The organism is Kribbella sancticallisti, from assembly GCF_039530625.1.
In the GTDB taxonomy this organism is placed as follows: Bacteria; Actinomycetota; Actinomycetes; order Propionibacteriales; family Kribbellaceae; genus Kribbella; species Kribbella sancticallisti.
Map to the genome: position 1 here is coordinate 1 of NZ_BAAAOS010000035.1, position 11,487 is coordinate 11,487.

Below are 11,487 nucleotides of genomic sequence, written 5' to 3' on the forward strand. Positions count from 1 at the left end.
ACTGGTGGGCGCCCGCGCCGCTGGCCCGCTGGTGGCAGCAGCACGGCTTCCGCGAGAGCGACCCGGTCGAGCAACCCGCCGCGGAGGAACGCGAGCTCACCCAAGCCGGGTAGCGATCCCGTCGACGTAGGCGATCACGGCCCGCTCGGCCCCCGGTACGGCGTACGAGGTCTACGGGGCGCACCGTGCGGAGGAGGTCGACCGCCGCCCGGAGCGCCCGCAGGCAGCCGGCGCGATCGGTAGCGGCGACGGTCTGGTTCAACTGCGGGACATGCTCGGGCGCCAACTGCTCGATCCGGCGCACGCCGCTGGTCCGGTCCCGGACCATCAGCGGCACGATCGCAGCACCCCGGAGCATGCCCAGCCCATCCACCGCCTCGAACACCTCACCCGGCCGATCGTGGCTTAGGTCGATCACCGCCCGCACCAACGACTCCCTCGAAGGCTCAAGGGACACTGCGGTCATCGAGAACCTCCCCGCCGAGAGTGGTCCGCCAACTTTCGCTGGTACCTCGGAGCCCGGACCACCTCGCTGCTGGGCGACGCGATGCTGCCGGTGGCCCTGTCGGTCGGGCTCCTCGCGCTCGGGTACGGCGCGGCCGGTGTCGGTTACGCGCTCGGCGCTTGGATGGCGGCCCTGGCGGTGTGCATGCTGATCGGGGGAGTGCTGGCTGACCGTTTCGGCCCGCGCCGAATGATGATCATCGCCGACTTGGTCCGGTTCGTCGTGCAAGGTCTGATAGCCGTGTTGTTCTGGGTCGGCGGCCCCGCGCTGGCGCCGATCGTGGTGATGCAGGCGCTCAGCGGCGCGGCTAGGCGAACCCAAGCACCGCGGGCAAAGACGATGCCGACGTGATCCGCCGCGTCCACAGCGGCAGCCGGTACGCCGATCCCGGCGCTGGCCGACGATGCGTTGATGGCACCGACGTGTCCGCTGACCCGGCGGGAGGCCGAAGTATTGCGGCTGGTCGAGTTCAACACTCCGGTCGCCAGACCACCCGGCGTACCAGTCTGTCGCCCGGCACAGTCCGGAACCACCTCGCGGCGGTCACACTGATGGTGTGACGGGCGGTCTACAAGGCAACATATGCCGCGCTTGAAACGCCCTACTGCAAAACAAAAGTCTGCGCGATGCGCGGGCCTTCACGGATCCTGATCTGTGCGGTCATCCCGGCCTGCCACCCCGTGGGTCCGCCGACAGTGACCTCGGCCGGTGTACCCACGCCTTTCGGGCATGCCGTGATCTGTGCCGTTCCCGCGCGATTCGCGGCCAGTTCCTGTGCGTCCGATGCCGGATCGGTGTCGCCGGAGTTGGCCTGCGAACCGCGAGGTGGTGGGTGTATTCATGTGAGCACGGTGGAGGTTCTGCGTGCCCCAATCACCTTCTGGGGCCGGAAAGCACAGCCGATCCTCGATGGCGACATGATGGCCGTCGAGGGTACTGAGGGAGGGAGAAGTTTGGTCCTCAGCATTGCCGACGTGACGAATGCATCTTTCAACTCGAGAGACGGGCTGTGGGTGCTTCGTCTCCGCGACTGAAGGCGGCTGTGGAACCAGTCATCAGGTGATCTCCTGTCTGCTGACCGTACGGCGGCCGATGGCGAGGCGAACCGCCTCTGACTGCAACCGTCTCGCAGCTCACCAGGTGTGCATCTCTGGTGTTGACCTGCCGTGAGCCGTTCTGTCTCGCCTGAGTTCGTCGGCGTCTCAGCGGTAGTCGTCCAGTCTGGCCATGACCTGGTCGAAGACGGGCAGTTCGTGCGCTTTCGGGGCATAGACGACGATCTCGTCGAACCCGATCTCGGTGTACCGGTCCACCAGCGCGGCGAACCCGTGCTGGGACTCCCATGGATTGATGGCTCCGTACGCGAGCAGGATCCGTCGGATCACGCGGCCGTCGAGCAATTCATCGAGTCTGCCGGACGGGCTCGGGCGACATCGCGGCCAGCGAGTACGGGTCGTACGGACCTGAGTGGTCGGCCAGCCGGTCAGTGCGCTCCCGTGGCGTCCGCCTTCAAACCGAAACGCATGCTGTTCCTCTCTGTCGAACGGGCTTTCCGGCCGGTGACGAGTATGCGTGTCGAATACCTGTGTTCGGCTGACATCCGCGATGAACGTCGGCCGCCCACTCGCTGTCCGGCGCCAGCGATCAACCGGCCAGGTCGAGCCTCTGGCGCTGCTCGTCGGTCAGTTCGAGATCGACAGCGGCCAAACCTTCGTCGAGCTGGGCCACCGATGATGCGCCGATCAACGGAATGATCGGCAACTCGCCGCCCATTATCCAGGCCAGCACCACTTGGTTGGCAGTGGCTCCTGTCTCCTGATCACCTGGTCCAGGACCTTCTGAAGTGACTGTGTTCCCGCTTGGTCGTAGAGGTCGTCCAGCGGCTTGTCGTCGCGCACATACGCGCCACCTGGTAGCGGCGAGTAGGCGACCATCGCAAGACCGGGTTCTGCGCGCAGTACTGCAAGACCTCACATGATGGCAGCCCGGCCGTCGCGGCCACTGCCCTCAACCTCGCGATCTGCCATGCCCAGTGGTTACTGAGGCCGAGCAGGCCGACGGTTCCGTCGGCGGCCAGCGCGCCGAACGCTTGCACCTGGTCTTCGAGCGGGACTGCGGTGTCGAAGATGTGGGCGTAGTAGACGTCGGTCGCCCATGCCTGGTGTCGGACACCTCGACCGCACCCGCACGCCCGAAAAGTACGTCGACGAGGCGATCGACCGGATCGAACGCTGCACAGCCCCTCCCAGCGCGGCGTCGGCTCGAGACCTACGGGCCGGACAGAACCATTTGAGGGCAAGCCGCGTCCTTAAGTCCGAACAACCTAACTAGGGAGACGTGGAATGACGCAGGGCGCCGATCGCGACCAGGAGTTCACAGCCTTCGTCGTGGCCAGGTCTGCCCAACTGGTGCGCATCGCCCGCATGCTGTGCGGCGATCAGGGACTCGCCGAGGATCTGGTGCAAACCGCACTGGAGAAGGCGTACGTGCGGTGGAACCGGATCGAGCTCGGCGACCCGTTCAGCTATGTGCGGCGGGCGGTGGTGAACCAGCACTTGTCCTGGCTACGGCGGCGTCCATGGCGAGAACGCCCGGTTGAGGCTCCAGGAGAGGTGAGGCCGGGCTTCATGCACGTCGACGATCCGGCACCTGGTGTGCAGCAGCGCGTGACGGTGGAGGCCGCGCTCGCTGCGCTGACGAGGCGGGAGCGCGCGGTGGTCGTCCTCAGATTCATCGAGGACCTCAGCGAAGCCGAGACCGCAGCAACACTCGGCGTGGCGATCGGGACCGTCAAAAGTACGTCGTCGCGGGCGCTGACGAAATTGCGCTCCTCGCCCGAACTGACCGATATCACCATAGGAGGACAAGCGTGAACGACGACACATCGAGGCTCCGGGCATTGCGAGAGCTAGGCGACGACGACACACCGTGCTTGGATCCGGTTCAGGTAATCGCCGGTGCAAAGCGACGCCAGGCCCGCAACCTCGCCATGACGGTCATCGCGTCAGTAGCGGTGGTCTCGGTGGCGATCGGTGGAATGTTGGCTGCCGGGACCGGCAGGGCACAGCCGCAGGTCGCCGGCTCGGGCGGCCCGTCAGGTTTCAGCTCGGCCGAGCCCTCAGCACCGTCGACCACGGCGAAGCCATCAGTCCGGTCGACCTCTGAGAAGGAAGTACTGCCGCCCGTCAAGTCGACTTTTACCGTCCCGAAGCCACGATCGGGCTGGATGCCCGGGGGACCGATCGGGGCGAAGCCGATCGGCACGATCGCGGCCAGTGGCAAGATCAAGATCGCCGCGAATCACTCGTTCGAGACCCGCGGTACGCAGTGGTGCATCACCAAGACACCCCCTTCAGGGGGAGGCGCCGACGAACCGGTGGGATGCCGTGGCACGGTAGGGAACGCCAACATCGGGGACGGCCGCGTCCCAGGAATTCACACCTCGAGTGATGCCGCTGGCAACAAAGTGGTCGTCAGCGTGTTCCGCGGTGACGCGCGGCGGGTGCTCTACACCGACGGGTCCAGGTTCTACGAGGCGAAGCTGTACCGGCTAGCGGGCGTTCCCGGCTGGATGATGTCGGTGGTCGCGTATGACGCTCCGAAGGGCGACGCCCTGGCGCCTGGGGACGCCTATGTCTTCGCCTACAATGCCGAAGGCAAGGTTATGGCTCAGTTCCCCTTGGTGAAGGACGGCGGCCCGAGAACCAACCCGCTTCGGTAAATCGGGTACCCGACAATCCCGGCTGGTCGGACATGCGATCCATCTTCCCGCCGGGGCCCGGTCAGCTGCATTGGCCACTCAGATCGCAGTTTGATCAGGGTGGCCAATGCCTCTCTCTTCTTCGACTTCCTGATCGAGGCGCCGAAAGGACTGCCGGACACGCGGACGCCCGCCGGAGTCGGCCGAAGTCACATCAAAACAGGATTCGGACCGCCGTGATCAGCACCCTGCGCCGCGGTGTCCTTCGGAGCAGCATCGGTTGCGAGCCTCTCGCCTAATTTCTCGTATCTCGGAATTATAGCTGTTATTTCGAAGAAAATGGAATGGTTTGCCATGCGTCATGGGCCCCCGAGGACAGTAAGGCTGACGCCGAGCAGACCCCGCGGCGCAGAGAATTGCGGAGGATGCGATGAAACATCCGCTCAGAAGACAAATCATCCCGATGATCACCTTGACCTTGACCTTGGCCTTGGCCTTGGCCTTGGTCCTGGTCGTCGCAGCACAAGCAGCATCGGCCGCGAGCGCCAGACCGCTGATGGCCGAGACGGCCGCGTCGCAGGTCGAAGCGTCTTCGTCGGCTGTGCCGATGGCTCTACCCAAGACCCGTCAGAATAGGCATCATCCCTCCGGGCGGGATCAAGACGTCGAAGACCGGCGGGAATACCATCGACCTGGATGATTCATGGTGGCGTTGCGGTGCCGTGCTTGGCTGATTTTCTGGCTGTCTGGGGTTGAGGGTCGTCCTGGGTCAGGTCGGTTTGCCCGATGTGCTCGGTTGGGCGCCGGTTCCACTGGTCGGCCGGGGTGGTGCTGTTGGTCGGGACGGGGCGTTTGTTCAGGCGGGGTGGAGGCTTGGAGTCGTTGATAGGCGGTGGCCAGGTCGCCTGCCCATTGCCAGCCGGGCGTGATTTTCAGGATCTTGTGGCGGGCGTGGGTGACGAGGCGGGGGGCAGGAGCCGGTAGCGCAGCGCTTTGGGTTCGGCTTTCGCGAGTTGCCCGTCGAGGGCGAGGTGGCGCAGTCAGGCGTTCAGCGAGCAGGCCAGCACTGCCAGTTGCAGCCAGGCGCTGTTGCAATCCCAGTCGATGGAGGGCAGGTTGTCTGCGCCGCAGATCTTGAGTTCTTTCATTTTGTCTTCGACGTGGGCCTGGGTGTGGTGGCGGGCGTCCAGCCATTGGATCTGCCCGGCTACGGTGTTGGTCACGGACGCGCCGTAGCGCCAGTCGGGGTGGTCGCCGAGTTTCGCCTGTTCCCCGGCCGGTCGGGGAACCCGGCGGGCGATGATCCGCAGATCGACCGGCCAGCCGGCCAGCTTGTCCCCGTCTGGGCCGTGGCGCAGGATCCCGGTCAGGTCCGCGACAGACGCGTTTGGGTCCGCCTTCCCGTCGGCGCTCAGCGCGTCGGTCCAATCGGACTCGCGTAGCTGGTCGATCCCGGCCTGGGTGCGTTCATCGACCGGCCAGCCGATCGAGTACTCGATCCGCCGGCCCCGCCGGCCATGCACAGCAGCGGTATTCAACGCGGTGAGGTGGTTGATCACGTCGTGGGAGGCACCCGCGCCGTCGATCGTGACCAGCACATCGGTGCGCCAGGCTGCGGGGATCTGGGCGATCGCCGCGTCCAGCACCACGATGTGGTCGGAGGCGGTGAACGAGCCGGCGTTGCCCGGGCGCAGCATCACCGCGAGGCTGTCCCCGACATTGCTGCACCACGCAGTGAGCGGATGAAACCCGAAACCGCCCTTATAGTTGCCCGCGGCCCCGTCCTTGGTGCTGTCAGCCTCGATCAGTGTCGCGTCCAGCCGGACGAACAGCACCGGACGAGGCGCCCCGGCGTCTTGATCCTGATTGAGGGCGGGTCAGGTCGGTCCCGGCGACCAACACCTCGGGCAGTTGCCCGTGCCGGGCCACGATCTGCGCCCACGCCTTCGCCCGCGCACCGGCCATCGCCTTGGCCAGCTTCCGGCCCGGTAACCCGTCAACGCCCAGCCGGACGGCCAACTCGTTCAGGACCCGCAACATCGTGGTGTTCGACGCGCCACCACCAGGGCCGAAGATCTCCACCTGCGCGGTCATCGCCTCGATATCACTCAGACACGACGCTCCCGCGGCCAGCGCACACGCGGCATCGGTCAACGCCCGACCCCGATCCCGCGGCGGGGTGAAACCCGCCCTCGCCAACACACCCGACAAGCCCGTGGTCAACCCGACCCGATCCGCCAGCAGCCGCGGTAACACGATCCCCGCCTGCGCGACCCGCCCCGCGCCACCCACCTCGACCGACAGCCCCCGCGACCATCCCAGCGCGGGATCCACACCAGGCCCGCGCCTGCTTGTACTGTTCACCTCGAAGGTGTTCCTTTCCAGGGTCCTGCAGATCTCGACAATCCGCATCGTCCCAGGTCAGGAACACCTTTCTACGTCCCAACACCCCAAAAAGCCATGAACACCGCCCCGCGGTGAATACCCCAGGTCATCGGGAGTTCACTTGCGTTCACCCGTCCGGTCTTCCCCTTGCGGGTAACTCCCGGATGGAACGGGAGTCCTTGGGCTTCCCCCTGAGCTTCGCACCACGCCGTTACCGGCATCACACGTCAAGGGCGGGGACGGGTCATACGGACACGGACCTGTGACTGCACCTTCGGCGCCATCAGCCGCCTCTCCATCCGGTCAGTCCACTCAAATTCGAGCAACTTCGTGTCGCACGATCGCCTTCCCAGTGCCCTGGAACAGCGCGATCGGTGGCTTCGGCGGGGCGTTCGCTGAGGACGACATCCGTGGTGACATGCCCCCGTGGCTTGTTGCGTGATCGGGCTCGCGGTTCCCGCAGCGCCCGGCCCGTGCGCAGACATGCGACCAGCTCTCGCCTAAGCGCGCCACGCTCCTCAATGAACAGCGACAGGTAGATCGCCTCATGGCTGATTCGTATGGACTCATCATCGGGGAAGTCGGCCCGGAGCTGGTGGGAGATCTGTTCCGGGCTCCACGCGGTCACCCATCGCCTGTCCTGCCGGTGCGGTTTGTTCAGCCCTTTTCATACGGGGGTCTCGGAGCCCGCGACGATCGTGCCGTCGGGTCGGCGGACGCTCCCATCCAGCCGCTCCTGCACGTACTCACGCAACCTGTCGTCGCCCACGAGCTTCGCCGTCTTCGGGCGCTTCGCGGCCTGCTGCGCTTTCCACTGTGCCACCAAGGCCCGTTAGACCTGCTTGCGCTCCTGGTCGCCGCGTTGCGACGGAGCTTGCGAGAGACCGTCCCGGGGGTCGCGTCCGATCCGGCGGGCGATCCCGCGGACGCCGACCTCCTTGACGCGCAGCAACGCGATCTCCTCCTCCGCGAACGACAAGTATCGACCCGTGGGCTCGTCCAGGCTGATCGGCGGCATGCCGCCAGCGTGACGGAACCAGCGGGCCCCGACAGGCCATGACACACCAACGGACTCAGCGGCCTCGACCGTCGTCACGTCCGACGCGATTAGCCGCCAGAACTCACGCTGCACCGCGCGCGAGGGCTCAGGCCGGCCCGGTGAACGCATCGGCGGTCGCAGCGCTCGATCCGCCGTCCACCGCCGCCGCGCACCCGCCGGCGGCTCCGGCAACCGCTTCGTTCTCCGCCCCATCGCAAACCTCCGTGCTCGAGGTGTTGCGACGACCGATTGAATCCGCCCTAAGCGGTCGGAGCGGTCGATGCAACTGTCTGGCAATCGCGGGCCTGGTGGTTAGCTGATGGTCAGGTCACCGCTGACGAGGCGGGCGGCGTCATGAGTGCCCGCGGGAACTCCCTGCCCGAGTTCAAGCACTGGCCTGTCCTCTGTTCCTGTCCGGGAGCCGCACGACCTGGTCCTGGGACAAACCACATCGTCGCTGGTCAGGAGCACCTTTCAGTTCACCAACACAGCCTCAGCACCCTACGGCCGTGAAAGCGCCGGGTTAGGGAGCCAGGGCTGCCCACGGGGTGACAGCCGCCACGATCGATGCCCTGATGGTGATCGGGTCGTGGCCCGAGCGAACGCGTAAACGCCATCCGAGGATGAGGGTGAACAGGGTGTCGATGAACGCGTCGACCTCGCAGTCCGGCCGAAGCGTCCCGTTCTCGTGGAGCCGCTGAGCCATATCGCGCAGTCCGGCCCGCGTGAGGCCGAAGGCTGCCTCGGTGCGCTCAACCACGCTCGCGTCGGTGCGACCGAGTTCGGCGGCGGTGTTGATGGCGAAGCATCCGGCCGGGTCGTCGGGATCCTCCTCGGTGAGCACCATCGCGGCCAGGCTCCGGCACAGCCCATCGATCGTTGCTTCGCTCTCCAGGAAGAGTTGGCAGTTCTGGGTCGACTCGGTGTGACGGTAGTGGTCAAGGGCCCGCAGGAAGAGTCCGTGTTTGTCGCCGTACGCGCGGTAGATGCTGCTCAGGCTGAGCCCGAGGTGGGCGCTGAGGTCGCGGATCGACGTCCCGCGGTAGCCGTGGCGCCTGAAGACGTCGATTGATGCCGCGACGGCTGCCTCCGTGTCGAAGGTTCGAGGCCTCGCCATGGGCCCTCCTCTGCTGGTCCTCAAGCGGCCTATGAGCTCGAACCCATTGTAGATCGATCGATCCTAATGATACCGTCCACCGATTAGGGATCGATCGATCCCGAATTAAGGAGGAGATGTGACCACGACCGAGGTCGGCTCAGACGGTATGGGCAGCGCCCAGGGCAGCCGCCGTACTCAATGGGGTGCGGTGATGGCAGTGATGCTGGGGACGTTTGTGCTCGTCACCGCCGAGCAGTTGCCGATCGGACTCTTGACCGCCCTGGCAGGTGACCTCCGCGTGACGGAGGGAGTCGCAGGGCTGAGCGTCACCGTCCCCAGCGTCGTGGCTGCGGTGGCTGCGATCGGCGTACCGCTGGTCGTGGGGAGACTGGACCGCAGGGTGTTGCTGATCGCCTTGATGGTGCTGATGACGGCGGCCAATGCCGTGACGGCAGTCGCGCCGAATATCGGTGTGCTGGTCGCGTCGCGGGTGCTGGTGGGGATCGCGATCGGTGGGTTCTGGGCAGTCGCTGGAAGCCTGGCGGTGCGGTTGGCAGCGCCGGAATCGGTGCATCGGGCTACCGCCGTCATCTTCGGCGGGGTTGCGGCTGCGAACGTCCTCGGGGTGCCGCTTGCGACTGTGCTCGGCGAGCTGATTGGATGGCGACTGTCCTTCGCCGCGTTGGGTGCCTTGGCCCTGATCACCATGGTTGCGCTCATCGCGCTGTTGCCCCGCCTCGCTGCCGACCGACCGGTTGGTCTCGGGGTGCTCGGTTCGCAGTTGGCCCATCGCGGGGTTCTTGCCGGCCTGGCGATCACTCTGTTGGCGGTCGTCGGTCACTTTGCAGCCTTTACCTTCGTGAGTCCCATTCTCCAGGAGGTCTCCGGGGTGCCGGAGCGCCTTGTCGGGCCGGTGCTGCTCGCGTTCGGTGTTGCCGGCATGATCGGCAACTTCGTCGCTGGAACGTTCCTGGCCCGTCATCTGCGCGGGGTCGTGATCGGCGTCCTCGGCGGCATGACGGTGATGCTGGTTGCGATGCCGACTCTCGGGCTGACTCCGGTCCGTGGTGTCGCGGTGCTGGTCCTGTGGGGGCTCGTCTTCGGGGGTCTGTCGGTCGCGATGCAGACCTGGATGATCTCGGCGGCGCCCGACTCTCCCGAACCGGCAACCGCGTTGTGGGTCTGCATCTGGAACGCCGCGATCGGAATCGGAGCGTTCCTCGGCGGTCGTACGGTCGACACCACAGCCACCGCCGCAGTTCCTTGGATCGGCGCCGGCGTCCTGCTGCTTGCCGCCCTCATCGCGACATTCGCCCGGCCATCAGTCAAGAGCCGGCAGCGTCAGCGGCGTGACGCGACATAGAAGGCGCCCCAGGAGGCCAGTGCGTCGCGCAGGGCGCACCAGGTAGTCGCGGCTCCCCTGACCGGCCGCGAAATCCCCGGCCTCGCACAACATTCTGACGAGGCCGGGTTTATACCGGGCCCCGCGATACCGGCAACACGGCCCGCCCGAGCGGATCCTCGGGGTATTCGCGCTGGCCACTCCGCACGCAGTACCACGCTCCCGTGGCCAAGAGTGCAGTCGTGACTAGTAGGGAGGGTATGCGGACGGCTGCCAGCTCGACCCGGTTCAGGTTCACACCGTCGAATGCGTGCCTCAGAGCCAGCACGGTTGCTTCAGTTCCGAGGCCCCGATCACGGCGACTCAACCAAATCCGGAAGCTGCACCAGCGACTGCCCGGATCGAGGTTGTTGAAGACGACTTCGCCGACGACGGCATGGTCGCGTTGGTCGATGGCGACCCAGGCGAGCGGTCGTCGGCCTCGGACCACGCTGAGTAGATTTGGCGCAGCTCGTCTGGTGCGTGTGCCTCCGCGGCACTGTCGGAGCCGGCCAAATCAGTTGGTGTCGGGCCTGCATGCCACGTTGCTTCGTTCAGGTAGGTCCACAGCTCGGGCATGCCGCGGACGGTGTCTGAGTCGAAGCCGTTCGCAGAGTTGGTCCGTTGAGCGACGAAGAACGAGAATGTCAAGGGTTCACTCAACTCGTCGACCACTCCTATCAATATATGTGCAAGTAGGATTGTTGCAGACCCAGGTCTGTACAGGCTTGCTCACGAGCCTCCCGGAGCCGAGACTGCACTAGTGAATGGAGCCGTATGAGCGCGAACAGTCAGCTGACGATGGCCGTGCATGCCCTGTGCTGGCTCGAGCTTGCTGCGCGCCGGGGCAGGTCCTCGCTGACCTCCTCGGAGATCGCAGCAAGCCTGGCCAACAATCCGGTCCAGGTCAGACGCAGCCTCGGGCGCCTTCGGGACGCAGAACTTGTCAGCGTGACCGGCCGGGGGCCCGGCGCCGGCTGGACCCTGGCCCGACCGGCCGAAGCCGTCACTCTGTTCGATGTGTACGACGCGCTCGGCGATACCGGACCCTTCGCCCTGCATGCCCACGATCCCAACCCGGAATGCACCGTCGGAGGGGGGATCCGGCCGGTCCTGGAGACCGTCTATGACGGGGTGCGCGACGTGATGGCGCAGCAGTTGCGGGCTACGACGATCGCCGGCGTGCTTGAGGAGATCCTTGCCAACGACGAGGCTGGATCGGCGGCACGGGACTCGTTGCGGGCTTGACCGTTGTGTGGGGCCGCACGGGTCGATCGTGGCGGTGCGGTTTCCGTCGACCTTAGGTAGGTCGCGTCGCCTGTGTCAGTCGTTTGCTGCCTGGGTGAGGCGAGCGGGGTCGCTGCCGGTTCGTGGGTGC

The 11,487-nt window shown here is 66.1% G+C and carries 14 protein-coding genes and 1 pseudogene; 5 read left to right on the forward strand and 10 right to left on the reverse strand.

Annotated elements, in window-relative coordinates; translation table 11 throughout:
* A partial coding sequence (locus tag ABD255_RS24745; RefSeq protein WP_344217912.1) for a hypothetical protein occupies positions 1-466 on the reverse strand: 466 nt, incomplete at its 3' end.
* An 81-nt stretch (positions 467-547) separates the two neighbouring features.
* Here ABD255_RS24745 and ABD255_RS24750 point away from each other — a divergent pair.
* A complete protein-coding gene (locus ABD255_RS24750) occupies positions 548-856 on the forward strand; it encodes an MFS transporter (RefSeq protein WP_344217914.1) in 309 nt (102 codons plus the stop codon).
* An 851-nt stretch (positions 857-1,707) separates the two neighbouring features.
* On the opposite strand, the gene ABD255_RS24755 is transcribed toward ABD255_RS24750, so the two are convergent.
* The 3 genes from ABD255_RS24755 to ABD255_RS24765 form a co-directional block, all read right to left on the reverse strand.
* Complete coding sequence (locus tag ABD255_RS24755; RefSeq protein ID WP_344217916.1) at positions 1,708-1,905, reverse strand: hypothetical protein; 198 nt, start codon at positions 1,903-1,905, stop codon at positions 1,708-1,710.
* Between the two features lie 244 nt (positions 1,906-2,149).
* A complete protein-coding gene (locus ABD255_RS24760; RefSeq protein ID WP_344217918.1) occupies positions 2,150-2,296 on the reverse strand; it encodes an aldo/keto reductase in 147 nt (48 codons plus the stop codon).
* Positions 2,297-2,324: 28 nt separating this feature from the next.
* Positions 2,325-2,600 carry a hypothetical protein gene (locus ABD255_RS24765; protein WP_344217920.1) on the reverse strand — a complete coding sequence of 92 codons (276 nt, stop codon included), beginning with the start codon at positions 2,598-2,600 and terminating at the stop codon, positions 2,325-2,327.
* A 247-nt stretch (positions 2,601-2,847) separates the two neighbouring features.
* Here ABD255_RS24765 and ABD255_RS24770 point away from each other — a divergent pair, with 247 nt between their 5' ends.
* Together ABD255_RS24770 and ABD255_RS24775 are read left to right on the forward strand one after the other, a co-directional pair.
* Positions 2,848-3,378 carry a SigE family RNA polymerase sigma factor gene (locus ABD255_RS24770; protein WP_344217922.1) on the forward strand — a complete coding sequence of 177 codons (531 nt, stop codon included), beginning with the start codon at positions 2,848-2,850 and terminating at the stop codon, positions 3,376-3,378.
* Positions 3,379-3,731: 353 nt separating this feature from the next.
* The gene (locus tag ABD255_RS24775; RefSeq protein ID WP_344217924.1) at positions 3,732-4,226 is read left to right on the forward strand and encodes a hypothetical protein; all 495 of its coding nucleotides are present in this window, start codon (positions 3,732-3,734) and stop codon (positions 4,224-4,226) included.
* A gap of 1,019 nt (positions 4,227-5,245) precedes the next feature.
* Here the strand turns inward: ABD255_RS24775 and ABD255_RS24780 are convergent.
* The 4 genes and pseudogenes from ABD255_RS24780 to ABD255_RS24795 form a co-directional block, all read right to left on the reverse strand.
* Positions 5,246-6,040, reverse strand: a complete 795-nt coding sequence (locus tag ABD255_RS24780; RefSeq protein WP_344217926.1) for a transposase — start codon at positions 6,038-6,040, stop codon at positions 5,246-5,248.
* Positions 6,000-6,617: a hypothetical protein gene (locus ABD255_RS24785; protein ID WP_344217928.1), complete on the reverse strand. Its 618-nt coding sequence runs from the start codon at positions 6,615-6,617 to the stop codon at positions 6,000-6,002. The genes ABD255_RS24780 and ABD255_RS24785 overlap by 41 nt, the downstream gene beginning before the upstream one ends.
* Positions 6,618-6,930: 313 nt before the next feature.
* Positions 6,931-7,758 (reverse strand): annotated as a pseudogene (locus tag ABD255_RS24790) (transposase); the annotation flags it as partial.
* Between the two features lie 394 nt (positions 7,759-8,152).
* Positions 8,153-8,746, reverse strand: coding sequence for a TetR/AcrR family transcriptional regulator (locus ABD255_RS24795; RefSeq protein ID WP_344217930.1), 594 nt, complete (start codon positions 8,744-8,746; stop codon positions 8,153-8,155).
* Positions 8,747-8,864: 118 nt separating this feature from the next.
* Here ABD255_RS24795 and ABD255_RS24800 point away from each other — a divergent pair, with 118 nt between their 5' ends.
* Positions 8,865-10,091, forward strand: coding sequence for an MFS transporter (locus tag ABD255_RS24800; protein WP_344217932.1), 1,227 nt, complete (start codon positions 8,865-8,867; stop codon positions 10,089-10,091).
* A 109-nt stretch (positions 10,092-10,200) separates the two neighbouring features.
* Here ABD255_RS24800 and ABD255_RS43855 read toward each other — a convergent pair whose 3' ends face one another.
* Both ABD255_RS43855 and ABD255_RS24805 read right to left on the reverse strand, forming a co-directional pair.
* On the reverse strand, positions 10,201-10,524 hold the full coding sequence (locus ABD255_RS43855) for a GNAT family N-acetyltransferase (RefSeq protein WP_425554519.1): 324 nt from the start codon (positions 10,522-10,524) through the stop codon (positions 10,201-10,203).
* A complete protein-coding gene (locus tag ABD255_RS24805; RefSeq protein ID WP_344217933.1) occupies positions 10,434-10,784 on the reverse strand; it encodes a hypothetical protein in 351 nt (116 codons plus the stop codon). Before ABD255_RS24805 ends, ABD255_RS43855 begins: the two co-directional genes overlap by 91 nt.
* A gap of 102 nt (positions 10,785-10,886) precedes the next feature.
* Between ABD255_RS24805 and ABD255_RS24810 the strand changes: the two genes are divergently transcribed.
* Positions 10,887-11,357, forward strand: coding sequence for an Rrf2 family transcriptional regulator (locus tag ABD255_RS24810; RefSeq protein WP_344217934.1), 471 nt, complete (start codon positions 10,887-10,889; stop codon positions 11,355-11,357).
* Positions 11,358-11,487: the final 130 nt, after the last annotated feature.

Excerpts from the sequence above, each read along its gene's own strand:
- ABD255_RS24750 (WP_344217914.1), top strand. The coding sequence starts at position 548 with ATGCTGCCGGTGGCCCTGTCGGTCGGGCTCCTCGCGCTCGGGTACGGC.
- ABD255_RS24785 (WP_344217928.1), bottom strand. The coding sequence starts at position 6,617 with ATGCGGATTGTCGAGATCTGCAGGACCCTGGAAAGGAACACCTTCGAG.
- ABD255_RS24795 (WP_344217930.1), bottom strand. The coding sequence starts at position 8,746 with ATGGCGAGGCCTCGAACCTTCGACACGGAGGCAGCCGTCGCGGCATCA.
- ABD255_RS24810 (WP_344217934.1), top strand. The coding sequence starts at position 10,887 with ATGAGCGCGAACAGTCAGCTGACGATGGCCGTGCATGCCCTGTGCTGG.
- ABD255_RS24770 (WP_344217922.1), top strand. The coding sequence starts at position 2,848 with ATGACGCAGGGCGCCGATCGCGACCAGGAGTTCACAGCCTTCGTCGTG.
- ABD255_RS24775 (WP_344217924.1), top strand. The coding sequence starts at position 3,732 with ATGCCCGGGGGACCGATCGGGGCGAAGCCGATCGGCACGATCGCGGCC.